General features: G+C 72.8%; 19 protein-coding genes. 6 read left to right on the forward strand and 13 right to left on the reverse strand.

Going from position 1 to position 23,625, the window contains the following annotated elements:
* Window positions 1-67 precede the first annotated feature (67 nt).
* From EIZ62_RS06855 to EIZ62_RS06865, 3 genes are all read right to left on the reverse strand, one after another.
* The gene (locus tag EIZ62_RS06855) at window positions 68-2,404 is read right to left on the reverse strand and encodes a collagenase (RefSeq protein WP_244375513.1); all 2,337 of its coding nucleotides are present in this window, start codon (window positions 2,402-2,404) and stop codon (window positions 68-70) included.
* A 181-nt stretch (window positions 2,405-2,585) separates the two neighbouring features.
* Window positions 2,586-3,005 carry a class I SAM-dependent methyltransferase gene (locus EIZ62_RS06860; RefSeq protein WP_156691829.1) on the reverse strand — a complete coding sequence of 140 codons (420 nt, stop codon included), beginning with the start codon at window positions 3,003-3,005 and terminating at the stop codon, window positions 2,586-2,588.
* Window positions 3,006-3,088: 83 nt separating this feature from the next.
* Complete coding sequence (locus EIZ62_RS06865; protein WP_156691830.1) at window positions 3,089-4,039, reverse strand: alpha/beta fold hydrolase; 951 nt, start codon at window positions 4,037-4,039, stop codon at window positions 3,089-3,091.
* A 142-nt stretch (window positions 4,040-4,181) separates the two neighbouring features.
* Here EIZ62_RS06865 and EIZ62_RS06870 point away from each other — a divergent pair, with 142 nt between their 5' ends.
* Both EIZ62_RS06870 and EIZ62_RS06875 read left to right on the forward strand, forming a co-directional pair.
* Complete coding sequence (locus EIZ62_RS06870) at window positions 4,182-4,808, forward strand: TetR/AcrR family transcriptional regulator (RefSeq protein WP_156691831.1); 627 nt, start codon at window positions 4,182-4,184, stop codon at window positions 4,806-4,808.
* A gap of 660 nt (window positions 4,809-5,468) precedes the next feature.
* Window positions 5,469-5,822: a hypothetical protein gene (locus tag EIZ62_RS06875; protein WP_208827804.1), complete on the forward strand. Its 354-nt coding sequence runs from the start codon at window positions 5,469-5,471 to the stop codon at window positions 5,820-5,822.
* Between the two features lie 22 nt (window positions 5,823-5,844).
* On the opposite strand, the gene EIZ62_RS06880 is transcribed toward EIZ62_RS06875, so the two are convergent.
* Together EIZ62_RS06880 and EIZ62_RS06885 are read right to left on the reverse strand one after the other, a co-directional pair.
* Window positions 5,845-6,243, reverse strand: a complete 399-nt coding sequence (locus tag EIZ62_RS06880) for a RidA family protein (RefSeq protein ID WP_156691832.1) — start codon at window positions 6,241-6,243, stop codon at window positions 5,845-5,847.
* On the reverse strand, window positions 6,240-7,358 hold the full coding sequence (locus tag EIZ62_RS06885) for an acyl-CoA dehydrogenase family protein (RefSeq protein WP_156691833.1): 1,119 nt from the start codon (window positions 7,356-7,358) through the stop codon (window positions 6,240-6,242). The genes EIZ62_RS06880 and EIZ62_RS06885 overlap by 4 nt, the downstream gene beginning before the upstream one ends.
* Before the next feature lie 96 nt (window positions 7,359-7,454).
* Between EIZ62_RS06885 and EIZ62_RS06890 the strand changes: the two genes are divergently transcribed.
* Together EIZ62_RS06890 and EIZ62_RS06895 are read left to right on the forward strand one after the other, a co-directional pair.
* Complete coding sequence (locus EIZ62_RS06890; RefSeq protein ID WP_156691834.1) at window positions 7,455-9,086, forward strand: AMP-binding protein; 1,632 nt, start codon at window positions 7,455-7,457, stop codon at window positions 9,084-9,086.
* Between the two features lie 9 nt (window positions 9,087-9,095).
* On the forward strand, window positions 9,096-9,923 hold the full coding sequence (locus tag EIZ62_RS06895) for a PaaX family transcriptional regulator (RefSeq protein ID WP_156691835.1): 828 nt from the start codon (window positions 9,096-9,098) through the stop codon (window positions 9,921-9,923).
* Here the strand turns inward: EIZ62_RS06895 and EIZ62_RS06900 are convergent.
* Window positions 9,892-12,231 carry a bifunctional salicylyl-CoA 5-hydroxylase/oxidoreductase gene (locus EIZ62_RS06900; protein ID WP_167536350.1) on the reverse strand — a complete coding sequence of 780 codons (2,340 nt, stop codon included), beginning with the start codon at window positions 12,229-12,231 and terminating at the stop codon, window positions 9,892-9,894. The genes EIZ62_RS06895 and EIZ62_RS06900 overlap by 32 nt on opposite strands.
* A complete protein-coding gene (locus EIZ62_RS06905) occupies window positions 12,228-13,055 on the reverse strand; it encodes an enoyl-CoA hydratase family protein (protein ID WP_156691837.1) in 828 nt (275 codons plus the stop codon). Before EIZ62_RS06905 ends, EIZ62_RS06900 begins: the two co-directional genes overlap by 4 nt.
* A gap of 425 nt (window positions 13,056-13,480) precedes the next feature.
* Here EIZ62_RS06905 and EIZ62_RS06910 point away from each other — a divergent pair, with 425 nt between their 5' ends.
* Window positions 13,481-13,903: an ATP-binding protein gene (locus tag EIZ62_RS06910; protein WP_244375515.1), complete on the forward strand. Its 423-nt coding sequence runs from the start codon at window positions 13,481-13,483 to the stop codon at window positions 13,901-13,903.
* Here the strand turns inward: EIZ62_RS06910 and EIZ62_RS06915 are convergent.
* From EIZ62_RS06915 to EIZ62_RS06940, 6 genes are all read right to left on the reverse strand, one after another.
* Window positions 13,875-15,338: an amino acid permease gene (locus EIZ62_RS06915; RefSeq protein ID WP_156691838.1), complete on the reverse strand. Its 1,464-nt coding sequence runs from the start codon at window positions 15,336-15,338 to the stop codon at window positions 13,875-13,877. The genes EIZ62_RS06910 and EIZ62_RS06915 overlap by 29 nt on opposite strands.
* 157 nt (window positions 15,339-15,495) lie before the next feature.
* Window positions 15,496-16,512, reverse strand: coding sequence for an ornithine carbamoyltransferase (gene argF / locus EIZ62_RS06920; RefSeq protein WP_156691839.1), 1,017 nt, complete (start codon window positions 16,510-16,512; stop codon window positions 15,496-15,498).
* Between the two features lie 96 nt (window positions 16,513-16,608).
* Complete coding sequence (locus tag EIZ62_RS06925) at window positions 16,609-17,847, reverse strand: arginine deiminase (RefSeq protein ID WP_156691840.1); 1,239 nt, start codon at window positions 17,845-17,847, stop codon at window positions 16,609-16,611.
* Between the two features lie 246 nt (window positions 17,848-18,093).
* Window positions 18,094-20,643, reverse strand: a complete 2,550-nt coding sequence (locus EIZ62_RS06930) for a polynucleotide kinase-phosphatase (protein WP_156691841.1) — start codon at window positions 20,641-20,643, stop codon at window positions 18,094-18,096.
* On the reverse strand, window positions 20,640-22,106 hold the full coding sequence (locus tag EIZ62_RS06935; protein WP_156691842.1) for a 3' terminal RNA ribose 2'-O-methyltransferase Hen1: 1,467 nt from the start codon (window positions 22,104-22,106) through the stop codon (window positions 20,640-20,642). Before EIZ62_RS06935 ends, EIZ62_RS06930 begins: the two co-directional genes overlap by 4 nt.
* A 76-nt stretch (window positions 22,107-22,182) precedes the next feature.
* Window positions 22,183-23,106, reverse strand: a complete 924-nt coding sequence (locus EIZ62_RS06940) for an LLM class F420-dependent oxidoreductase (protein ID WP_156691843.1) — start codon at window positions 23,104-23,106, stop codon at window positions 22,183-22,185.
* Window positions 23,107-23,331: 225 nt separating this feature from the next.
* Between EIZ62_RS06940 and EIZ62_RS06945 the strand changes: the two genes are divergently transcribed.
* Entirely contained in the window at window positions 23,332-23,541 is a 210-nt protein-coding gene (locus EIZ62_RS06945; protein WP_156691844.1) for a hypothetical protein, read from the forward strand.
* Window positions 23,542-23,625 lie beyond the last annotated feature (84 nt).

A 23,625-nucleotide genomic window follows, 5' to 3' on the forward strand; every position in this document is an offset into this window, starting at 1 on the left:
TATTTCACATGTTACTGCCGCTGTACAGAGCCTCCGCCGGGCCAAAGCCCGGCGGAGACACGGCCGTTCAGCTCCGCAGCGGCCCTTCGCACAGGTAGTCCGAGGTCCCGGCCCGCCGGTCGGACCAGATCTCCACCTCGCCGAACGAGCAGTTCATGTCGGCGAGGTTGGTGGAGGCGCCGGCCGCCCGGTCGAGCAGGAAGCGGTCGACGGTCCCGGACATGTCCTGGAAGACCCGGTCGGCGCTGCCCGCGTCGGTGAGACGGGCGGTGATCCGGCCGGTGCACAGGAAGCGCCGCATACCCGGGTCGCCGTTGTCGGTGCAGCTCGGGAGGACACCGGTCGCCGCCGCGAAGGACGCGCGCACGGCCTCGGCCGTGGTGTCCCGGAGCCGGTCGTTGGGCGTGTACACGGTGTCCGGCACGAACAGCTCGTCGACCTTCGCGATCTGCGCGTCGAGGAAGGCGTCGTACTCCCGCTGGACGCTCGCGTCCCGGCCCAGGCGGTCGCGCCAGGCGTCGAAGGCGGCCGGGTCGCCGGCCCGCAGGTGCCGGTACATCTCCCGCAGCTGCGCGGGCCGTTGGTGCCACAGGTACGTGAAGAAGGTGCCCGCGTAGGAGTAGAAGCGGAAGCCGTCACCCGCGTAGGTGGCGTGCAGCAGCTGGTCGACGCTCATCCGCGGACCGCCGGCCGCCGTGTCCGCGATGATGCTCTTGACCAGGGACTTGCGGACGGCGATCCCGTCGTCGCGGGTCGCGCCGTCGAAGAACTCGGCCGTCCCCTCGTCCATGGCCGTGGTGCGGTCGTTCTCGTACCAGGGGCCCTCGCCGAAGTAGCCGGGGACGGCGAACCGGCCGTTGAGGTAGTGCGTGTACTCGTGCCGGAACAGCTCCTCCAGGGTGAGCGAGGAGTCCTGCGGGACCCGGCGCTGGTACGTGTAGAAGGTCGCGCCGCGCTCGATGTAGATGCCGCCGTTGTCGGTGTCCATGCCGGTCAGCAGCGGGTGGTAGTTCTCGTAGTCCGCGCGGGAGGCGTACAGCACGATGTTCAGGCTGGTGTTCGTGTCCCCCGCCAGTGGTTCCCGCGTGCCGAGGACCCGGTGGAACTGTGCCTGCACCTGCTTGCTCGCGTAGTAGAGCTGGTCGACGGTGGGGCGGCCGAGGCCGGTGCGGACCTTGATGCCTCCCTTGTCGTAGCCGTAGCGGTGGGGGAAGATCCGCTGCTCTATGTCCTCCTTGCAGACCGCGTAGGGCTTGCACGCCTCGTAGAAGTTGAGCCAGGAGGCGAGCTTCGCCCAGGGGGCGCTGCCGTGGCCGAAGTCGCGGACGACGGGGGCCAGGAGCGCGCCGAGGTCCGGCACGAGCGTGGGGTTGAGTGCCGCGATCTGCCCGAACCGGCCGTACTCGCCGAGGGCGTCGCGCACGACCCACTCGTTGGGCGTGCCCTTGAGGTGGGTGTACCCGGCGAACTTCCGGAAGGCGTCGCGGTAGGCGGTGTTGCGGGCGACGAGGGTGTGGAAGGCGGTGTCCTTGTTGCCCGGGTAGACGCCCAGGTAGTTGACGGACAGCGCGGCGAGGGCGGCGCCGCCCCAGGACGGGTCCTTGTAGGTGGTGTTGTGGTACCGGTCCATGGTGGCCAGGACCTTGCGGATCAGGTCCAGCTGGGAGTGGCGCAGCCCGGGTGCGCTGCCCGCGTAGAGCGCCTCGCGCAGGGACTCGGCGTTGGTGCGCGTCACGTCGAAGGAGCGGCGCGCCGTGCCGAAGGCGTGGATGGCGCGGCGCATGGCCTCGGTGGTGGGCGGGTCGGTGACGTCGATCTCGCCGCGTGAGAAGTCGTGGTACGCCACCGCGTGCAGGTAGGTCAGCATCTCCAGCAGGTGGCTGCCGTTCCTGCCGTCGTGGATGGGAGCGAGGGCGGATGTGCGGCGGGAGACCGCCTGGACGTGCGCGTCGGACATGACCGGGGCGAGGCGGGCGTCCCAGGTCCAGATGAGGTCGCGCAGGCAGCCGTCGGCGGTGACGGCGGGGTCGGCGAGGAAGTCGGCGAACCGCTCCGGGTCGAGGCGGGTGACGTCGTCGAGGGTGCACCCGGCGGCCGCCCGCGCGGACGTGGCGGGCCCCGCCGGTTTCGCGGTCTGGGGCCCCGGCGTCCGGACGAGGGTGCGCCCGCCGGGTGCGGGAGCCGGCCTGGGGGCGGACGCGGGCGCGGTGGCGAGGCGCTCGACCTCGTCGCGCGGGTCGTGACCGGCGGCGGCCACGGCACGGGGCCGTTCCGCCTCGGACGCCCCGGCGCCGGGCGCGCTGTGGGCCGCCGCGCCGAGCAGGGTCGCGGTGACGACGGCCGCGGCGAGGAGGGATCTGCGGCGGGGGCGGCGGAGTGAACTGCCTGGGGATCGCTGGGACACCGTGCGGCTCCTGTGTGGGAGGTGGGGAGTGGTCCGTGCAGCGGTACGCACGACAGGGGCGCCTTGATCGGTGCATGCCACTGCCGTGTGACGTGCAACATAGTAATGTGACATTGCACTGACAACCCTTGTGCACCGCCGGGTTGGCCCGCCGCCCCGCCGTCACACGGCAACGCCCGGTTCAGACCCGGGCGATCAGCGCATACCGCTCACCCGTCACCGCCCCGCCCCACAAGTCCCGCTCCCCGTCGAGCCGTTGTACGCGCACGGGCCCACCCACCAGAGGGCGTACCGCGGCCGCGAGGTCGTCGGCCCCGATGCCGCCGCGCCAGGGCAGCGCCTCCGCGCCCGCCACGTACGGCACATCGTCCCGGTCCGCCTCCCGCCAGCGCCCCTCCACCAGCACCAGCCGGCCACCCGGCCGCACCCGCCCGACCCACGCGCGCAACGCCGCCTCCGGCTCGGGCAACGTCCACACCAGGTGGCGCGCCAGGACGACTCCGAACACCTCACCCTCGCGAGGCAGTTCGCCGGCGTCCCCGATGAGGAAGCGCCCCGCGAACCCGGCGGCCGCGCACTTGGCACGCGCCCGCTCCACCATGCGCGGCGCCAGGTCCAGCTGGCGGCCCGCATGGGTTACACCACCCGATGACGCCCCGCGAATGGTTCCGGATGTCTCACCGACTAGGCATCGGTGACGCCCCGGGGCGTCGCCGGGTGAAGGAAGTCGATGTCCTCCATGAAACTCAGCATCCGGGCGTTGACGAGGTCGGGGTGGTCGATCTGCGGCCCGTGTCCGGTCGCGGCGACGATCTCGGCGCGGGCACCGGGAATCACCCGAGGAACGCGTTCGAGCTGACGCTTCGGGTGCACCAGAAGGCTGCGCCTACCCATGATCAGGTAGAACGGCGTGCGGATGGAGCCCAGCTCGGCGTCGGACAGCGGCAGTGGAGCGGGACGGCGTATCCGGAAGGCCTTCACGCCGGCCTGGATCCAGGCGCGCAGATCCGGATCGGATATGACCGGCTGCTCCAGCCACTTGGCCAGAGCCGGGCGCGGCCGCTTGGGAGCCAGGGTGGCGAAGAGGCTGGCGAAGATCCAGACGAAGAAGCGGAGCCCCACCTTCTCCAGCCCGCCCGGGTCGAGGGCGGTGACGGAGGCGAGCCGTTCGGGCCGGCGGTGGGCCTGGTTGATGACGAGCCAGCCGCCGTAGGAGGAACCGACGAGGTGGACCTTGTCGAGTCCGAGGGCGTCGAGGGCCTCGTCCATCCACTGGGCGGCCCGCTCGGGTTGCCACATCGGTTCGCGGTGGATGCTGCGGCCCGGGTCGCCGGGGGTGTCAAGGGCATAGACGCAGCGATCGGCGCTGAGCGCGGCCGTGTTGGGGTACCACATCGCGGAGCAGCCGCCCGAGCCGTGGATCAGGACGACCGGCGTGCGGGACTCGGCCGCCGGCTCCGCGGGGCCGTACCGGTAGACGTGAGTCGTCCCGAAGCTGGTCTCCACGTCGGCCTCGGAGCGGATCGGTGCGCCCTTCGCGTAGAGCACGTCGCATGCGGCGAAGTAGCGGTCGCGCAGCTGGTCATTGACGTAGCGGCCTATGTCGCGGCCCGTTCGGCGCGCGTTCTCGGGCATGGGCACCTCCGTGAGTCCCGGTCTTTGTGATACGACCGTATCACAGTGGCGATACGACGGTACCATGAAAAGGTGCCGCCGGGCCGGACCGGACGGCGAACAGGTAACCCATCCACCCCCACCACGGCCGGAGACACCACGGATGCCCAAGCGCGTGGACCACGATGAACGCCGCACCCAGATCGCTGAAGCACTCATCCAGGTCGCGGGACGGCAGGGGCTGCACGCGGTCGGCATGCGCGACGTCGCCGCCGAGGCGGGCGTCTCACTACGCCTGGTGCAGTACTACTTCCAGACCAAGGAAAAACTGCTCTTCCACGGCCTCCAACACCTCACCGACCGCTTCACCGCCCGCGTCGGCGCCCGCCTCGCGGCTGCCGGCCAGGACCCGGACGCCCGCGCGACCATCGAGGCACTGCTGCTGACCTCGCTGCCGACCGACGAGGAGAGCCGCACCTTCCACCTTCTCTACAGCTCCTACTCGATCCTGTCCGTGACCGACGAAGCCCTCGCCGCCCAGCCCTTCATCGACAACCCTGACGCCGCCGAGAACGCCCTCACCCAACTGATCCAACAGGCGCAGGAGAGGGACCAAGCCGATGCTGGAGCCGACGCTCGCACTGAGGCGATCAGCCTGCTTGCCATGACGGCGACCATGGGTACCAGCATCCTCGTCGGACAGCGCACGCCGGAGTCTGCCATCGCGGCACTCCAGTACCACCTCGACAGGATCTTCAACAGCAACCAGACGTCGCCCACGACCCGGTGACTTCCGCTCTTGGCCTCACCGGGGTCGGCCTGAGCTGCCGTGGAGCGGAGGCATCAGTTCACGGTTGGTGTCCCGCGGCGATCTTCGACCTGTCGCGGGTCAGTCGTCGAAGGCGGCCAGGACGCGGCGGCGTCCACGGACTGAATCGTCGGCGTATGCCTTCGGGAGCCGGTCGGCAGGCGGCCGGCTAACGCTTACCCTCCCAGCCGGATACCGCTCGCAATACAAGGGATGACGGTTTACCTCGTGGCTCAGCTTCGGAACATCGAACGGCCTTTGGCGAGGGACCACACGCTCGGAGTGCGCTCAGCCAGGCAGTTTCGCCGCGTAGATCCAATCGCAGCCGTCGCATCCGGGGCCGTCGAGATGTTCAGCCCGCATGAGGCCGGCACGTACCGCCACGCGCTGCGAAGCAGCGACCGCGCCGAAATCGGCAAAGGCTCGGGTGCAATTCCTCCTCACCCGAGCGAAGGGGTCCACCAAGTCCCTGGCTGAGCGCGCCTCGGCGTCCAGCGCCGGACGGTGGAGCGCTACCGCGCTCGTCGTCGAAGGACGCGGCGGCGGCCGGGCGCGAACCCGCCGCGGGATGAGTACCCCGGCCCCGGGGCTGAGTAGGTCGCCCGATGCCGCGCGCCGGGGGCGCTTGGTGAACTGTGGTCCATGAGGACTGAGGCACCCCGGCGGATCAACGTGCGGAACGTCGCCCACACCGGTGCGGCCGTGGCGGCGGCGCTGTTGCCGCTGACCGCCGCCGTGCTGCTGGCCAGGGCGACGGCCGGTGATCCGCTGGCACCGGTGAACACGCTGATGACGAGCGGCGGGCAGCGCGTACGGGTCTGCGCCTCCGGGTGGCGCGGGTGCGGCAGGAACGCGGTGGCCACCTGCCGGAGCGAGCTGCGCACCGGCCGTCTCGCGGGCCTGGCGTCGTACGTCCGGGACGGACGCGCCTCCCGTGGTGGCCGCGCGCAGACGGGTGTTCCCGGGCCGGACAGGGACGAATCCCCCGCCCGGTGAACGACACCCCCGGGCCGCCCGGTCAGTCCAGGACGGCGAACCCGTCCAGCTCGACCAGCGCCTGTTCGTCCCACAGCCGGGTGGCGCCGATCACGGCCATCGCCGGGTAGTCGCGGCCCGCCAGGCGGCGCCAGACGCGGCCCAGTTCGGGGGCCCGCTCGCGGTAGTCGGCGACGTCGGTGGCGTACACCGTGACGCGGGCGAGGTCGGCGGGGGTGCCGCCGGCCGCCTTGAGCGCGGCCAGCAGGTTGCCGAGGGCCGTCTCGAACTGTTCCGGCAGGGTCTCCCCCACCACCCGGCCGCTCCCGTCGAGGGCCGTCTGACCGGCGAGGAAGACCAGGCGGGAACCGGTGGCGGTGACGGCGTGGGAGAAGCCGGTGGGCGGCGACAGTTCGGCCGGGTTGAGGCGTTCGAGGCTCATGAGGCGTACAGCTCCTTCGCGATGATGGTGCGCTGGACCTCGGTCGCGCCCTCGTAGATGCGCGGCGCGCGCACCTCGCGGTAGAGGTGTTCCAGCAGGTGCCCGCGTTGCAGGGCGCGGGCGCCGTGGAGCTGGACGGCGGCGTCGACGACGTACTGCGCGGTCTCGGTGGCCAGCAGCTTCGCCATGGCGGCCCGCTGGGGGACGTCGGGGGCGCCCTCGTCGTACGCGGCCGCGGCCGCGTACACGAGCAGCCGGGCGGCCTCGGTGCGGGTGGCCATCTCGGCGACCTGGTGGGCGACGGCCTGGAGGTCCTTCAGGGGGCCGCCGAAGGCCCTCCTGCCCGCCGTGTGGGCGAGCGTGGCGTCCAGGGCGGCCTGGGCCATGCCGACCGCGAAGGCGCCGACGCTCGGCCGGAAGCGGTTGAGGGTGGTCATCGCGACGCGGAAGCCGCGGTCCACCTCGCCGAGGACGTCTTCGGGCCACACCGGCACCCCGTCGAACAGGAGGCTGCCGATGGGGTGCGGGGACAGCATGTCGAGCGGGCTGCCGGTGAGGCCGGGGCGGTCGGCGGGGACGAGGAAGGCGGTGACGCCGCGGGCGCCCGCGCCCGGTGTGGTGCGGGCGAAGACGGTGTAGAAGTCCGCTTCGGGGGCGTTGGAGATCCAGCGCTTCTCACCGGCCAGCCGCCACCCGCCGCCCTCGGAGACCGGCACCGCCTCCAGGGCGAGTGCCGCCGCGTCGGAGCCCGCGTCCGGCTCGCTGAGCGCGAACGCGGCGACCGCGCGGCCGGCCGTCACCTCCGGCAGCCAGCGCGCCCGGTGCGCGGCCGTGCCGGAGGCGGCGACCGGGTGGGCGCCGAGGCCCTGGAGGGCGAGGGCGGTCTCGGCCTCCGTGCAGGCCTGGGCGAGCGACTCGCGCATCAGGCACAGGTCCAGGGCGCCCGCGTCGAAGAGGCGTCCGATCAGGCCCAGTTCGCCGAGCGCGGCGACGAGCGGGCGGTTGACGTGCCCCGGTTCGCCCTTGTCGGCGAGCGGCCGCAGGCGCTCCGCCGCCGTCGCGCGCAGCTCGGCACAGCGGGCGGTTTGCTCGGGATCGAGTGAGAATACGGGCATTCATGCCCCCTCAAAGACGTCTATCGCGGGCCGTTGACTGTCGTCACATGAACGATACGCTCGATGAGCGTTCCCACCACGACAAGGGGGCGAACCATGGAGCTCACGCCTTCGGCCCATCGCGACACCTTTGCCCGGGACCATCTGCCACCGCGCGAACAGTGGCCGGAACTGCTCTTCGACCTCCCCGGGCTGCGCTACCCCGACCGGCTCAACTGCGGGAGGGAACTGCTGGACCGCACGGTGGAACGTTTCGGCGCGAGCCGGCCCGTCTTCCGCGACGGCGCCGGCCAGGTCTGGACGTACGGCGAACTGCGCACCCGGGTCGACCGGATCGCGCACACGCTCACCCACGACCTGGGCGTCGTGCCCGGCAACCGGGTCCTGCTGCGCGGGCCCACCACCCCGTGGCTGGCCGCCTGCTGGCTGGCGGTGATGAAGGCGGGCGCGGTCGCCGTCACCGTCCTGGCGGGCGCACGGGCGGGGGAACTGGCCGTGATGTGCGAGATGGCCCGGGTCAGCCACGCCCTGTGCGACGTACGTGCGGTCGACGACCTGGTGAAGGCCGAGGTCCCGGGCCTGCGCGTCACGGCGTACGGCGGCGACGGGCCCGACGACCTGCTGCACCTCGCCGCCCGCCACCGCGGGCCCTACGAGGCGGTCGACACCGCCGCCGACGACGTCGCCCTGATCGCCTTCACCTCCGGGACCACCGGGCGCCCCAAGGGCTGCATGCACTTCCACCGCGATGTGCTGGCGGTCGCCGACACGTTCTCGGAGCACGTGCTGCGCCCCGGCCCCGACGACCTGTTCGCGGGCAGTCCGCCGCTGGGGTTCACCTTCGGGCTGGGCGGGCTGGTGATCTTCCCGATGCGGGCGGGCGCCTCGGCGCTGCTGCTGGAGCAGGCCGGGCCCAGACAGCTCCTCGCGGCCGTCGCCGAGCACCGGGTGACGGTGCTGTTCACCGCCCCCACCGCCTACCGGGTGATGCTGGACGAGCTCGACGGCCACGACACCACCTCGCTGCGCCGCTGCGTGTCGGCGGGCGAGAACCTTCCCGAGGCCACCTGGCGGGCCTGGTTCGACCGGACCGGTCTGCGCCTGATCAACGGCATCGGCGCCACCGAGCTGCTGCACATCTTCGTCTCGGCGGCCGACGCCGCGATCCGCCCCGGCACCACGGGCACACCGGTTCCCGGGTGGCACGCTCGCGTGGTGGACGATTGCGGGGAGCCGGTGCCCGACGGGCAGGAGGGGCTCCTGGCGGTGCGCGGCCCGGTGGGCTGCCGCTACCTGGCCGATCCCCGCCAGGCGGAGTACGTCCGGCACGGCTGGAACGTCACGGGCGACACCTACGTCCGCGAACCGGACGGCTACCTGCGCTACGTCGCCCGCGCGGACGACATGATCATCTCGGCCGGGTACAACATCGCGGGCCCCCAGGTCGAGGAGGCGCTGCTCGCCCACCCCGACGTGCTGGAGGCGGCGGTGGTCGGCCGGCCGGACGAGGTGCGCGGCCAGGTGGTGGTGGCGTACACGGTGCTCCGCGACGGCCTGCCCCGTGACGAGACCACCGCCGAGGAGCTGCGCGCCTTCGTCAAGGACCGGCTCGTCCCCTACAAGTGCCCGCGCCGGATCGTGTTCCTGGACGCCCTGCCCCGCACGGCCACCGGCAAGCTGCAGCGGTTCCGGCTGCGAGCCGAGGACACGCCACGGACCCGCCCGTAAAGTGATCACGTGGCCGAGCAGCACACCCCGCGTTCCCTGATCGTCTCCCTGTACGGCGCGTACGGGCGGACGCCCGACAACGCCCCGCTGCCGGTGGCCGAGCTCATCCGGCTGCTGGCGGCGCTGGGCGTGGACGCGCCGTCGGTGCGCTCCTCCGTGTCGCGGCTCAAGCGCCGGGGGCTGCTGGAGCCGCGCCGCACGTCCGACGGGGCGGCCGGGTACGCCCTGTCGGGGGACGCCCGGCAGCTCCTGGACGACGGTGACCGGCGGATCTACGCGGCGGGCGAGCCGCACGAGGACGAGGGCTGGGTCCTGGCCGTCTTCTCGGTGCCCGAGGCCGAGCGGCACAAGCGGCACCTGCTGCGTTCCCGGCTGGCCCGGCTGGGGTTCGGCACGGCGGCCCCGGGCGTGTGGATCGCCCCGGCCGCGCTGTACGAGGAGACCCGGCACACCCTCCAGCGGCTCCAGCTCGACCCGTACGTGGACCTGTTCCGCGGCGAGCACCTGGGCTTCCCGGCCACCGCGGAGGCGGTGGGCCGCTGGTGGGACCTGGCGGCGATCGCCAAGCTGTACGAGGAGTTCCTGGACCTGCACGAGCCGGTCCTGCGCGCCTGGTCGACCCGCGAGCCGTCACCCGAGGAGGCGTACCGCGACTACCTGCTCGCGCTGGACTCGTGGCGGCGCCTGCCGTACGCCGACCCGGGCCTCCCGGCCGCGCTGCTGCCCGCGGGCTGGCCGGGCGGCCGGGCGGCCACCGTCTTCGGCGGCCTGCACGGGCTGCTGCGGGACAGGGGCGAGGAGTACGTCAGGGCCGGGGCGGGCGGGGCGTCAGACTGAGCCGCGGCTTGGGGGCGTCCGTACGGCCGGTGGGCGGTTTGCGGCTGCCCGCGCGGTACGGAAGCGGCCAGGGGGCGCCGGGCCCCTCGTAGCCCTGGTCGGCGGCGGCGTGCAGGGTCCAGTGCGGGTCGTAGAGGTGGGGGCGGGCCAGGGCGCACAGGTCGGCGCGGCCGGCCAGCAGCAGCGAGTTGACGTCGTCCCAGGAGGAGATCGCCCCGACCGCAATGACGGGCACCTTGAGGGCGTTGCGGATCCGGTCGGCGTACGGCGTCTGGTAGGAGCGGCCGTACTCGGGCCGTTCGTCGGGCACCACCTGGCCGGTGGAGACGTCGATGGCGTCGGCGCCGTGCTCGGCGAAGGCGCGGGCGATCTCGACGGCCTCCTCGGCGGTGGTGCCGCCGGGCGCCCAGTCGGTGGCGGAGATCCGCACGGTCATGGGCCGCTCACCGGGCCAGGCGGCCCGTACCGCGTCGAAGACCTCCAGCGGGAAGCGCAGCCGGGCGGCCAGGGAGCCGCCGTAGGCGTCGGTGCGGCGGTTGGTGAGCGGCGAGAGGAAACCGGACAGCAGGTAGCCGTGGGCGCAGTGCAGTTCGAGCAGGTCGAAGTCGGCGCGGGCGGCGCGCCGGGCGGCCGCCGCGAACTGTTCCCTTATGTCGGTGAGCGCGGCCCGGTGCAGCTCGTGCGGGACCTGGTTGACCCCGGGGCGGTACGGGAGCGGGGAGGCGGCGACCAGGGGCCAGTTGCCGGAGTCGAGGGGCTGGTCGATGCCCTCCCACATGAGTCTGGTGGAGCCCTTGCGGCCGGAGTGGCCGAGCTGGACGCCGATGGCGGTGCCGGGCGACTGGTGGTGGACGAAGTCGGTGACCCGGCGCCAGGCGGCGGCCTGGCCGGGGGTCCACAGGCCCGCGCAGCCGGGGGTGATCCGGCCCTCGGGGCTGACGCAGACCATCTCGGTCATGACGAGTCCGGCGCCGCCGAGGGCGCGGCCGCCCAGGTGGACGAGGTGGAAGTCGCCGGGGACTCCGTCGACGGCCGAGTACATGTCCATGGGCGAGACGACGACCCGGTTGCGCAGGGTCAGACCGCGCAGCCGGAAGGGCGTGAACATCGGCGGGGTGCCGGGCGGGCAGCCGAAGTCGCGCTCGACGGCGTCGGTGAAGCGCGGGTCGCGCAGCCGCAGGTTGTCGTGGGTGACGCGGCGGCTGCGGGTGAGGAGGTTGAACGCGAACTGGCGGGGCGGCTGGTCCAGGTGGCCGGCGAGGTCCTCGAACCAGCGGAGGCTCGCGGCGGCGGCCCGCTGGGTGGACTCGACGACGGGCCTGCGCTCGGCCTCGTACGCGGCGAGGGCCTCGGGCAGGCCGGGCTGCTCCTGGACGCAGGCGGCGAGCGCGAGGGCGTCCTCGACGGCGAGTTTGGTGCCGGAGCCGATGGAGAAGTGCGCGGTGTGGGCCGCGTCGCCGAGGAGTACGACGTTGCCGTGCGACCAGCGGCCGGTCACCACCGTCCGGAAGGCGGTCCAGGACGAGTGGTTGGAGGCGAGCGGCCGGCCCTGGAGCGCCTCGGCGAAGATCTTGGCGCAGCGGGCCACGGACTCCTGCTCGTCCAGCTCGTCGAACCCGGCCGCGCGCCAGACCTCTTCGCGCATCTCGACGATCACGGTGGAGGCGCTCGCCGAGAACGGGTAGCCGTGGAGCTGCATCACGCCGTGCTCGGTTTCGGCGATCTCGAAGCGGAAGGCGTCGAAGGCGAAGTCGGCGGCGAGCCAGATGTAGCGGCAGCGGTGGGTGGTGAGGTGGGGCTCGAACACGTCGGCGTGCGCCTCGCGGGTCCGGCTGTGCACGCCGTCGGCGGCGATGACCAGGTCGTGGGAGGCGGCCAGTTCGGCGGCGGGCGGGGCCTCGGTGCGGAAGCGGAGCCGTACGCCGAGGGCGGCGCAGCGCTCGTGGAGGATCTCCAGGAGCCGGCGGCGGCCGAGGGCGGCGAACCCGTGGCCGCCGGAGGTCAGCACGCGGCCCCGGTGGACGATGTCGATGTCGTCCCAGCGGACGAACTCCGCCTGGAGGGCGGCGTAGACGGCGGGGTCGGCGTGCTCGATGCCGCCGAGGGTCTCGTCGGAGAGGACGACGCCGAAGCCGAAGGTGTCGTCGGGGGCGTTGCGCTCCCACACCGTGATGTCCCGGTCGGGGTCGAGGCGCTTGAGCAGGGCGGCCGCGTACAGCCCGCCGGGTCCGCCGCCGACGACGGCCACGCGCAGCGCCCGGCCGGGCCGCGGGTCGCGCCGGGGGGCGCCCGGCGCCCGGCGGCTCACCGGCCCCGCCACTTCGGCGGCCGCTTCTCGGTGAAGGCGGCGTGGAACTCGGCGTAGTCCTCACCGTTCATGAGGAGGGCCTGGGTGGCGGCGTCCAGTTCGACGGAGGCGGCGAGCGGCATGTCGAGCTCGGCCGTCAGCAGCGCCTTGGTCTGGGCGTGCGCGAGGGCGGGGCCGTCGGCGAGGCGGCGGGCCAGTTCGGCGGCCCGGGTGTCGGCGGCGCCCTCCTCGGTCAGTTCGCTGATCAGACCGATGCGCTCGGCCTCGGGGGCGCGGACCGGTTCGCCGAGCATCAGCAGCCGGGTGGCGTGCCCGAGGCCCACCACGCGCGGCAGGAGGTACGCGGCGCCCATGTCGCCGCCGGAGAGGCCGACCTTGGTGAAGAGGAACGCGAACCGGGCGGAGGGGTCGGCGATCCGGAAGTCGGCGGCCAGCGCGAGGACGGCGCCGGCGCCCGCGGCGACCCCGTGGACGGCGGCGATCACGGGGAAGGGGGCTTCGCGCAGGGCCCGTACGACCTGGCCGGTCATGCGGTTGAAGTCCAGGAGCTGGGCGGTGTCCATGCTGAGCGTGGCGCCGATGATGTCGTCGACGTCGCCACCGGAGCAGAAGCCGCGCCCCTCTCCCGCGAGGACCAGCGCCCGGACGGCCCGCTCCCGGGACAGCTCGGCGAGCAGGTCGCGCAGGTCGGCGTAGGCGCCGAAGGTGAGGGCGTTGAGTTTCGCGGGGCGCGCGAAGGTGACGGTGGCGACGCCGTCGTCGATGGCGAGCCGTAGGTGCCGCCATTCCTGGGTGCGGGGCGCGGAGCTGATGAACGGGCTCATGAGGTGCGGCCTCCTCGGTCTGCCTGCGCAGATGCCTGCCCCTCGAAGCTATCACTTGTACGTGACTTCCGTCACGTAGGCGCGATACGCTGAGCGGTGACCCGGTAACAACTGTCCGTGACCGACGCAGGTTCTGTCATAGCTGTGGCACAGGTCTCCCCCTGGGTGGGCGGGAGCCTCTGGTGCGGCTGACCGCTCTACGTAAGGTGGGGGGCAGACCTCACGGGTCTCTCCCGCCCTACCGCCCTCCCCTTCCGCACGTCCCCCGTTTCCCCGCTCTCACCGCCGCCCCGGACGGCTCCGGCCGAGGCGCGTCCCGGCCACCCGCCCGGCGCGCTCCCGCCCGCCCCTCCGCCGACGTCCCCGCCCCGCCTCCCGGCCCCCCTACTCCCGAACGGAACCGGCTTCACCGAACGGACCCCGCTGTGCTCGAAGCTTCCGACCCCTCGTCCTGGCGCATCGCCCTGCCGCACACGACGGCAGCGGTGCCCATGGCGCGTGCCCTGATACGGACGGCACTGGCGGACCTGGATGCCTCGGCGTACCGCGACACGGCCGAGCTGCTGACGGCCGAGCTGGTGGCGAACGCCGTGGAGCACACTGCGGGCAAGGGCCCGATCGAGCTGGTGGTGCGGCGGCTGGCGGGCGGCTGCCGGGTCGAGGTCCACGACCGGGACCCCGAGCCGCCCGGCGACCTCACCACGTGGGACGACACCCCGCCCGACCCCTGGCAGGAGCACGGGCGGGGCCTGTTGCTGATACGCGCGCTCAGCGCCGCCTGCGGGCACCGGCGCACCGACGGCGGCAAGGCCGTCTGGTTCACGCTCCCGGACCTGCGGGCCCCGTGACCCCGCCGTCCGCCGCCTCGCCGCGGGCCAGGTCCCTGCCCAGGCGCGAGTGGCGGCGCCCGTACAGCGCGTACACCAGCACCCCGACGACCAGGAACACGGCGAACTGCACCCAGGTCGTCCAGCCGGTGCCCCAGATCAGGTACAGGCACATGGCGACGCCCAGGACCGGGCTGAGCGGGTAGAGCGGGACCCGGAAGCCGCTCTCGGTGTCCGGGTAGCGGCGGCGCAGCGCGATGACCGCGATGTTGACCGCGACCATGATGGCGAGGGTGCCGATGGTGGTCAGGTTGAGCACCACGTCGAGCGGGACGACGGCGGCCGGCACGGCGAACACGCCGGCGACGATCCAGGTGTTGGCCACGGGCGTGGACGTCTTCGGGGAGATCTTCTCGAAGACGTGCGGGATGAGCCCGTCGCGGGACATCGACATCAGGATGCGGGTCTGGCCGTACATCACGGCCAGGACGACGGACGCGATGGCGACGACGGCGCCGAACGCGATGATGCCGCCGCCGACCCCGGACTCGGTGACCCGGTCCACGATCAGCGAGAGCGCGGCGGGCTGGTCGGCGACCTCGTCGGCGGAGAGCGCGCCGATGGCGGCGACGGCGACGAGGCAGTAGAGCAGGGTGACGATCCCGATGCAGATCATGATCGCGAGGGGGATGTTCTTGCGCGGGTTCTTGACCTCCTCGCCGGCGGTGGTGATCGCGTCGAAGCCGATGTACGAGAAGAAGGCCACCGAGGCGCCCGAGGTGACGCCGGCCAGGCCGTGCGTCGCGAAGGGCGTGAGGTTGTCGCTCTGGTAGGCGCGGAAGGCGATCGCGCAGAACAGGACCAGGATGAGGATCTTCACGATGGCCATGACCGCGGTGGCGCGGGCGCTCTCGCGGATGCCGCGGACCAGGAGGACGGCGGCGAGCCCGATGACGATCACGGCCGGGATGTTGACGGTTCCGCCGTCGCCGGGCGGGCCGGCGAGCGCCTCGGGCAGCTGCCAGCCGACGAGGCTGTCGAGCAGCTCGTTGAGGTACTGCCCCCAGCCGACGGCGACGGCGGACACGGACACGCCGTACTCCAGCAGCAGGCACCAGCCGACGAGGAAGGCGACGCGCTCGCCGAGGGTGGCGTACGCGAAGGAGTACGAGCTGCCGGAGACCGGGATCGCGCTGCCCAGCTCGGCGAAGGAGAACGCGGTGAAGATGCAGGTGATGGCGGCGAGGATGAAGGAGACGACGACCGCCGGACCGGCCTCGGCGACACTGTCGGACAGCCCGACGAAGATGCCGGTGCCGACGATGGCGCCGACGCCGAAGCACACGAGCTGGAAGAGGCCCATGGTGCGCTTGAGACCGTGCCCCTCCAGGTCCGCACCGGAGTCGGCGATCAGCTGGGCGGGGGTCTTGATGCGTGGCGGTCCGGTGGGACGCATGGGGTGGTTCTCTTCTCTGAGCCGTGAGGTCGAGCACAAGCGAAGTGGGGTTCGAGCGTGCGAGCCCGAACCCCACCATGTGTCCCGATATTAACCGCCACTCCGCATACTCACCCCATCGGGCGTATTGCCATGCCCGGGCGGCACCCGCACGGGGCTACGCCGCGCCCCCGGGTCCGGCGAGCGTGGCCACCATGACGGCCTTGATCGTGTGCAGCCGGTTCTCGGCCTCGTCGAAGACGACCGAGTGCTCCGACTCGAAGACCTCGTCGGACACCTCCAGCTCGGTCAGCCCGTGCCGCTCGTGGATCTCCCGGCCGACGGCGGTGCCCAGGTCGTGGAAGGCGGGCAGGCAGTGCAGGAACCTGACGTCCGGGTTCCCGGTGGCCCGCAGGACGTCCATGGTCACGGCGTACGGGGCGAGGGCGCCGATGCGCTCGTCCCACACCTCCTGGGGCTCGCCCATGGAGACCCACACGTCGGTGGCGACGAAGTCGGCACCCCGCACGCCCTCCGCGATGTCCTCGGTGAGCGTGACGCGCGCGCCGCTGGTCTCGGCGAGCTCCCGGGCGCGGGCGACGACCCCGTCGGCCGGCCAGTACGACCTGGGCGCCACGATCCGGACGTCCATGCCGAGCAGGGCGCCGGTGACCAGGTAGGAGTTGCCCATGTTGTAGCGGCCGTCGCCGAGGTAGGCGAACGCGATCGTCTCCAGCGGCTTGTCGGTGTGCTCGGTCATGGTGAGCACGTCCGCGAGCATCTGGGTGGGGTGCCAGTCGTCGGTCAGGCCGTTGTAGACGGGGACACCGGCGTGGGCGGCCAGTTCCTCGACGGTGGCCTGGGCGTCGCCCCGGAACTCGATCGCGTCGAACATCCGGCCGAGGACGCGGGCGGTGTCCCGGGCGGACTCCTTCTTCCCGATGTGCGATCCGGCCGGGTCCAGGTAGGTGGTGGAGGCACCCTGGTCGGCGGCGGCGACCTCGAAGGCACAGCGCGTGCGGGTCGACGACTTCTCGAAGATCAGCGCGATGTTCCTGCCGCGCAACCGCCGCTCCTCCGTGCCGGCCCTCTTGGCGGCCTTGAGTTCGGCGGCCAGATCGAGCAGGCTGCGGAACTCCTCGGCGGTGAAGTCCAGCTCCTTGAGGAAGTGCCGGCCGGTGAGGTCGGTGGCCATGGAAGCTCCTGGGTTCCGAAAACGGGTACGATGGAAGTCTATACGAGGCTTCACATTTGTATACGGAGCAGGGGGTGGGGGAGCCAGGGCTGCCGGCTAGCCCGGGTCGGCCTCGCGCATCACCGGGCAGCTCATACAGCGCGGGCCGCCCCTCCCCCGGCCCAGCTCGCTGCCGGGGATCTCGATCACCTCGATGCCCTCCTTGCGCAGATGGGTGTTGGTGGTGACGTTGCGCTCGTACGCGACGACCACGCCCGGCTCCACCGCCAGGACGTTGCACCCGTCGTCCCACTGCTCGCGCTCCGCCGCGTGCACGTCCTGCGTCGCGGTCAGCACCCGGATCGCCGGCAGGTCCAGGGCCGCGGCGATGGCGCTGTGCATGTGCTGCGGCGGGTGGTCGGTCACCTTCAGCGCGCGGTGCCCGTCGCCCGGCTCGATGGTGTACGAGCGGAGCATGCCGAGCCCGGCGTACTGGGTGAAGGTGTCGTGCGCGACCATCGTCATGACCGTGTCCAGGTGCATGAACGCCCGGCTCTTCGGCATGTCCAGCGCCACGATCGTCCGGGCGGAGCCGGCCGCGAACAGGCCGCGCGCCAGCATCTCGACCGCCTGCGGCGTGGTGCGCTCGCTCATCCCGATCAGCACCGCGCCCCGCCCGATGACGAGGACGTCGCCGCCCTCGATCGTGGACGGGTAGTCGTCCTGCCCCTCCGACCAGTGGTGGAACGGGCCCGCCTCCGGGCCGGTGAAGAGGGGGTGGTGCTTGTAGATGGCCTCGAAGTGGACGGTCTCGCGCTGCCGGGCCGGCCAGCGCATGGCGTTGATGGAGACGCCGTCGTAGATCCAGGCCGAGGTGTCGCGGGTGAAGAGGTGGTTCGGCAGCGGCGGCACGAGGAAGTCGTCCAGGTCCATCACGTGGAAGCGGACGGACGTCGGCTCCGCGTGACCCGCCAGGAAGTCCCGCTTCGTCATCCCGCCGATCAGCACCTCGACCAGCGTGGCGGTGTCCATCGCGTCGAACACCGCCCTGATGTGGCCGGTGGCCAGCGGCCCGTACTCCTTCTCGTCGAAGACGCGGTCCAGGACGAGGTCCCTGGCCGCCGGCACCTCCAGCGCCTCGCTCAGCAGGTCCCCGACCAGGTGCACCTCGACGCCCCGGTCGCGCAGGACGTCGGCGAACCCGTCGTGCTCCTGCCGGGCCCGGCGCACCCACAGCACGTCGTCGAAGAGCAACGCGTCCTTGTTGGAGGGGGTCAGCCGCTTCAGCTCCAGATCGGGCCGGTGCAGGATGACGCGGCGGAGCCGCCCGGTCTCGGAATCGACATGGAATCCCATGCCTTTATCCTCACCGCGCGAGCCCCCCTTCACCCAGCGAACGCTCGTACATCCTTCCGTACCGCGTGCCGCCCACCCCGCCACCGCCGCCGGCGCGGCACCACGGGGACGTGGTGGGCGCCGGGGCGGGGCGGCCGTGACGCTCGCCCACCACCGCCGCCGGCGCGGCACGGACGGAGCTCCGTGAGCACCGGCCGGCGGGGGTGGCCGCAGGCGCGGGTCGACCGGGAGAGCGCGGGCGGGTGGTCAAAGGCGGGGGTCGACCGGTTCCGACTCCAGTGCCAGGACCGCGAAGACCGCCTCGTGGACGCGCCAGAGCGGCTCGCCGTCGGCGAGGCGGGCGAGGGCCTCCAGGCCGAGGGCGTACTCGCGCAGGGCGAGCGACCGCTTGTGCCCGAGGTGACGCTCGCGCAGCCGCGCCAGGTTGTCCGGGCGCGTGTACTCCGGGCCGTAGATGATCCGCAGGTACTCGCGGCCGCGCACCTTGACGCCCGGCTGGACGAGCCGCCCCTTCGCGTCGCGCACCAGCGCCCCGAGCGGCTTGACGACCATGCCCTCGCCGCCCGAACCCGTCAGCTCCAGCCACCAGTCGGTGCCCGCCCGGACCGACGCGTCGTCCCCGGTGTCGACGAGGAGCCGGCGCGTGCCCTGGAGCAGGCCGGACGGGTCGTGCTCCACCAGCCGGTCGAGCCAGGCCAGCTGCTCGTCGTGCGGGACGCCCGCGAGGAGGCGCCCCTGTCCGGCGAGGATCTGGAACGGCGCGAACCGCACCCCGTCCAGCCCCTCCGTGTCCCAGCAGTAGCGCCGGTACGCCTCGGTGAACGCCGCCGCGTCCGCCGCCCGCTCGCGCTGCCTGCCCAGCAGGCCGGTCACGTCGACGTCCCGGCCCACGGCCGACTCCAGCGCCGCGAGCACCGGCGGGAACACCGCGCCCGACGCGGCGCCGACGGCGGCGTACTGGGAGCGCAGCAGTCCGGAGGCCTTGAGGGACCACGGCATCAGCTCGCCGTCCAGCAGCAGCCAGTCGGTCGTCAGCTCGTCCCACAGCCCGGCGGCGTCGATCGCCCGGCGCAGCCGGTCCAGGACCAGCTCCGTCAGGGCACCGTCGGTGAAGAACGGCCGCCCCGTGCGCGTGTGCAGCGCGCCCGTCGCGCCCTCGACGCCGAACCGCTCGCGTGCGGCGTCCGCGTCTCGGAACACCAGCGCCACCGCGCGCGAACCCATGTGCTTCTCCTCGCACACGACCCGCTCGACCCCGTCGGAGCAGTACTGCGCGAACGCCTCCGCCGGGTGCTCCAGGAAGCCCTCCTCGCGGGAGGTCGGCGTCGGGGCCATCGTGGGCGGCAGGTACGCCAGCAGTCGCGGATCCACCGCGAACCGGCTCATGACCTCCAGCGCGGCGGCCGCGTTCTCCTCGCGCACGGCGACGTGGCCCGCGTACCGCGTCTCCACGACCCGCCGCCCGTGCACGTCCGCCAGGTCCAGCGGCCGGCCCTGGTGCCCGCCCGGGGCGTCCGTGGCGAGCGGCTTGACCGGCTCGTACCAGACCTTCTCGGCGGGTACGTCGACGAGTTCGCGCTCCGGCCAGCGCAGCGCGGTCATCCGCCCGCCGAACACCGCGCCGGTGTCCAGGCAGATGGTGTTGTTGATCCAGGACGTGCTGGGCACGGGTGTGTGGCCGTAGACCACCGCGGCCCGGCCGCGGTAGTCCTCCGCCCACGGGTAGCGCACCGGCAGCCCGAACTCGTCGGTCTCACCGGTGGTGTCGCCGTACAGGGCGTGGGAACGCACCCGCCCCGACGTGCGGCCGTGGTACTTCTCCGGCAGTCCGGCGTGGCAGACGACGAGCCGACCCTCGTCGAGGACGTAGTGGCTGACGAGCCCGTCGATGAACTCCCGCACCCGCGTGCGGAACTCCTCGCTCTCGCCCTCCAGCTGGGCGATCGTCTCGGCGAGCCCGTGCGTCCGCTGCACCTGGCGTCCCTTGAGCCAGCGCCCGAGCTTGTTCTCGTGGTTGCCGGGGACGCACAGCGCGTCGCCCGAGGCGACCATGCCCATCACCCGGCGCAGGACGCCGGGGCTGTCCGGGCCGCGGTCGACGAGGTCGCCGACGAACACGGCGGTGCGGCCCTCGGGGTGGGTGCCGTCCACATAACCCAGCTTGGCGAGCAGGGTCTCCAGCTCGGAGCTGCACCCGTGGATGTCGCCGATGATGTCGAAGGGGCCGGTGAGGTGTCGGAGGTCGTTGTACCTCTTCTCCAGCACGACCTCGGCGCTCTCCGCCTCCGCCACGCTCCGCAGGACGTGCACCTTGCGGAACCCCTCGCGTTCCAGCCCGCGCAGCGAACGGCGCAGCTCGCGGCGGTGGCGCTGGATGACGTGGCGGGGCAGGTGGGCGCGGTCGGGCCGGGCGGCGTTGCGCTCGGCGCACACCTCCTCGGGCATGTCGAGGACGATGGCGATGGGCAGGACGTCGTGTTCGCGGGCCAGCCGGACCAGCTGGCGGCGGCTCTCCTGCTGCACGCTGGTCGCGTCCACGACGGTCAGCCGGCCGGCGGCCAGGCGCTTGCCGACGATCGTGTGCAGGAGGTCGAAGGCGTCACCGCTCGCGCTCTGGTCGTTCTCGTCGTCGGCGACGAGCCCGCGGCAGAAGTCCGAGGAGACGACCTCGGTGGGCTTGAAGTGCTTGCGCGCGAAGGTCGACTTGCCGGAGCCGGTGGCGCCGACGAGGACGACCAGGGACAGGTCGGTGACCGGCAGCACTCGGTGCTCGCCGGTGGTGGTGGTGCCGGTCATGCGGCCTTCTCCTCCTTCGTGGTCGTCGCCGCGGTGAACACGGCCATCTGGGTGGGCGGCCCGACCTCCGGGTCGTCCGGCCCCACGGATACGAACTCGACGCCGTACCCGTGCCGTTCGCCCACGGACCGCGCCCAGGTACGGAACTCCGCGCGCGTCCACTCGAAACGGTGGTCGCCGTGCCGGACGTGCCCGGCGGGCAGCGTCTCCCAGCGGACGTTGTACTCGACGTTCGGCGTCGTCACGATCACGGTCGCGGGCCGCGCCGACCCGAAGACCGCGTACTCCAGGGCGGGCAGCCGCTCCAGGTCGACGTGCTCGATCACCTCGCTGAGGACGGCGGCGTCATAGCCCGTAAGCCTCTTGTCGGTGTACGTGAGCGAGCCCTGGAGCAGCCGCACCCGGCCGGCCTGCCGCTCCCCCATGCGCTCCAGCCGCAGCCGCCGCGCGGCCACCGTCAGCGCCCGTACGGACACGTCGACACCCACGATGTCGGTGAACCGGACGTCCTTGAGCAGCGCCTGCACCAGCCGGCCCTCACCGCAGCCCAGGTCGAGCACCCTCGTCGCCCCCGAAGCGCGCAGCGCCGCGAGGATCGCCGCGCACCGCTGCTCGGCGAGCGGCACGGGCCTGTCCTCGGTGTCCGGGGCGTCGTCGACGGCGTTGTCGACGTCCTCGACGTCCAGGTCGTCGGCCTCGGCCAGCCGCACCAGCTCCAGCCGTTCCATCGCCTGGCGGGTCAGGCCCCGGCGGCGGGAGAGGTAGCGGCTGGTGATGAGTGCGTGCTCGGGGTGGCCCGCCAGCCAGCCCTCGCCGGCCCGCAGCAGTTTGTCCACCTCGTCGGGCGACACCCAGTAGTGCTTGGCGTCGTCGAGCACCGGCAGCAGCACGTATAGGTGCCGCAGCGCGTCGGCGAGCCGCAGGTCGCCCTCGAGGACCAGCCGCACGTAGCGCGAGGCACCCCAGTGCGGGAACCGCTCGTCCAGCGCCACCGGTTCGGCGTCGACGGACGTCCAGCCCAGCGGGCCGAAGAGCGCGCGGACCAGGTCGGCGCCGCCGCGCGCGGGCAGCGCCGGGATCTCGATCCGCAGCGGCAGACGCTCGCCGGCCCGCTCGGGCAGGGCGGCGCACACCCCGCGCAGGGCACTCCCGAAGACGGAGCTGAGCGCGACGGCCAGCAACGACGAGGCCGCGTACGGCCTGTCGTTGACGTACTGGGCGAGCGCCGCGTCCGGCGCGCCGCCCCGGCCCTTGCCCCTGCCGCGGCGGACCAGCGCGACGGGGTCCACCTCGAGCAACAGCGCCGCCGTGCAGCGCTCGGCGGACGCCTCGGGGTAGAAGACGTGCGCCGTGCCGTAGGAGGTGGAGAACGCCTGCGCCTTGCCGGGATGCTTGTGCAGCAGGAACCCGAGGTCGGTGGCGGGACGTCGTGGGCTACCGGTCGTACTGATCGTCAGGAACACCCGTCCGAGTATGGCCGGGTGGGTACCTGCCGACCAGCGCTTTTCCGTGTGCGACGGGGGCCGTCGGCGTACGGCCTCAGTCCAGCTGGGACATGACCCGGGAGGAGATCAGCTCCAGGTGGTCGAGGTCGTCCAGGTCCAGCACCTGGAGGTAGATCCGGGAGGCGCCGATCGCCGCGTACCGGCCGATCTTCTCGACGACCTCGTCGGGCGAGCCGGCCAGACCGTTCTCCTTGAGCTCCTCCACCTCCCGTCCGACGGCCGCCGCGCGGCGCGCCACCTCGGCGTCGTCCTTGCCCACGCAGACGATCAGCGCGTTGGAGTACACGAGGTCGTCCGGCTTGCGTCCCGCCTCCTCGGCCGCCGCCCGGACGCGGCCGAACTGCCGCTCGCTGTCCTCCAGCGAGGCGAACGGGACGTTGAACTCGTCCGCGTACCGCGCGGCCAGCCTCGGCGTCCGCTGCGCTCCGAGCCCGCCGACCAGGACGGGCACCTTCGCCTGGGCGGGCTTCGGCAGCGCGGGCGAGTCGGTGAGCTGGTAGTACGTCCCGTCGTAGGAGAACGTCCGGCCGGTCTCCGTCGCCCACAGGCCGGTGACGATCGCCAGCTGCTCCTCCAGGCGGCCGATCTTCTCCTTGGGGAAGGGGATGCCGTAGGCCCTGTGCTCCTCCTCGAACCAGCCCGCGCCGAGGCCGAGTTCGACCCGGCCGCCGGACATCCGGTCCACCTGCGCGACCTGGATCGCCAGGACGCCGGGCAGCCGGAACGTGCCGGCGGTCATCAGCGTGCCGAGCCGGATCCGCCGGGTCTCCCGGGCCAGCCCGGCCAGGGTGATCCAGGCGTCCGTGGGACCGGGCAGCCCGTCCCCGGATCCCATCCGCAGATAGTGGTCCGACCGGAAGAAGGCGTCGAAGCCGAGGTCCTCGGTGGCCTTCGCCACGGTCAGCAGGGTGTCGTAGTCGGCCCCTTGCTGGGGCTCGGTGAAGATTCGAAGATCCATCCCTCCATCCTGCACCGTCGAACGTCCGTCAACCTCCCTCTTCCCGCCGGGTGAACCTCGTCGATCCGCGCCCCGTGGGCGCCCCCGCCAGTGACCCCCGGCCCGTGCGGGTCGTTGGCTCGGGCGGAGCCGGACCGCCCGGCCCGCGCGCCGGCGGCGGATGCCGGTGCGTCGTTCTCTCGTCGCCCTCCCCCGCCGGGGCGGGCCTGGGCCGAGGAGGCCGCCATGTCCCAGGAAGCCGTGCCTGATCAGGTCGCACCGGAGCAGCCGAAGGGTCTGCTCCAGCAGATGGAGGAGCTGATGGCGGCGCTGACCGCCGATCTGACGCGACTCGACGCGGACCTGCAGTCCTCGGCCGACCGCCTCCCGCCCCCGGACGCCGCCCCCGTCTCACCGCCCGCACCGGCCCAGGGCACCGGCTCCACGGCTCCCTGACTTCGCACGCGGGGGCCGGCCGCGCGCCGCCTCCCCGGGTCCATGCCCGCCCCGCCCGTGCGGGAGCCCCCTGCGTCGCCCTGG

Origin of the sequence: Streptomyces ficellus, assembly GCF_009739905.1 — a bacterium.
GTDB classification, from domain to species: domain Bacteria; phylum Actinomycetota; class Actinomycetes; order Streptomycetales; family Streptomycetaceae; genus Streptomyces; species Streptomyces ficellus_A.

What these genes read in the sequence shown, in the direction of transcription:
- EIZ62_RS06860 (WP_156691829.1), bottom strand. Translation starts at nt 3,005, where the DNA reads ATGGTGGAGCGGGCGCGTGCCAAGTGCGCGGCCGCCGGGTTCGCGGGG.
- EIZ62_RS06865 (WP_156691830.1), bottom strand. Translation starts at nt 4,039, where the DNA reads ATGCCCGAGAACGCGCGCCGAACGGGCCGCGACATAGGCCGCTACGTC.
- EIZ62_RS06870 (WP_156691831.1), top strand. Translation starts at nt 4,182, where the DNA reads ATGCCCAAGCGCGTGGACCACGATGAACGCCGCACCCAGATCGCTGAA.
- EIZ62_RS06875 (WP_208827804.1), top strand. Translation starts at nt 5,469, where the DNA reads ATGAGGACTGAGGCACCCCGGCGGATCAACGTGCGGAACGTCGCCCAC.
- EIZ62_RS06880 (WP_156691832.1), bottom strand. Translation starts at nt 6,243, where the DNA reads ATGAGCCTCGAACGCCTCAACCCGGCCGAACTGTCGCCGCCCACCGGC.
- EIZ62_RS06885 (WP_156691833.1), bottom strand. Translation starts at nt 7,358, where the DNA reads ATGCCCGTATTCTCACTCGATCCCGAGCAAACCGCCCGCTGTGCCGAG.
- EIZ62_RS06890 (WP_156691834.1), top strand. Translation starts at nt 7,455, where the DNA reads ATGGAGCTCACGCCTTCGGCCCATCGCGACACCTTTGCCCGGGACCAT.
- EIZ62_RS06905 (WP_156691837.1), bottom strand. Translation starts at nt 13,055, where the DNA reads ATGAGCCCGTTCATCAGCTCCGCGCCCCGCACCCAGGAATGGCGGCAC.
- EIZ62_RS06915 (WP_156691838.1), bottom strand. Translation starts at nt 15,338, where the DNA reads ATGCGTCCCACCGGACCGCCACGCATCAAGACCCCCGCCCAGCTGATC.
- argF (WP_156691839.1), bottom strand. Translation starts at nt 16,512, where the DNA reads ATGGCCACCGACCTCACCGGCCGGCACTTCCTCAAGGAGCTGGACTTC.
- EIZ62_RS06925 (WP_156691840.1), bottom strand. Translation starts at nt 17,847, where the DNA reads ATGGGATTCCATGTCGATTCCGAGACCGGGCGGCTCCGCCGCGTCATC.
- EIZ62_RS06930 (WP_156691841.1), bottom strand. Translation starts at nt 20,643, where the DNA reads ATGACCGGCACCACCACCACCGGCGAGCACCGAGTGCTGCCGGTCACC.
- EIZ62_RS06940 (WP_156691843.1), bottom strand. Translation starts at nt 23,106, where the DNA reads ATGGATCTTCGAATCTTCACCGAGCCCCAGCAAGGGGCCGACTACGAC.
- EIZ62_RS06945 (WP_156691844.1), top strand. Translation starts at nt 23,332, where the DNA reads ATGTCCCAGGAAGCCGTGCCTGATCAGGTCGCACCGGAGCAGCCGAAG.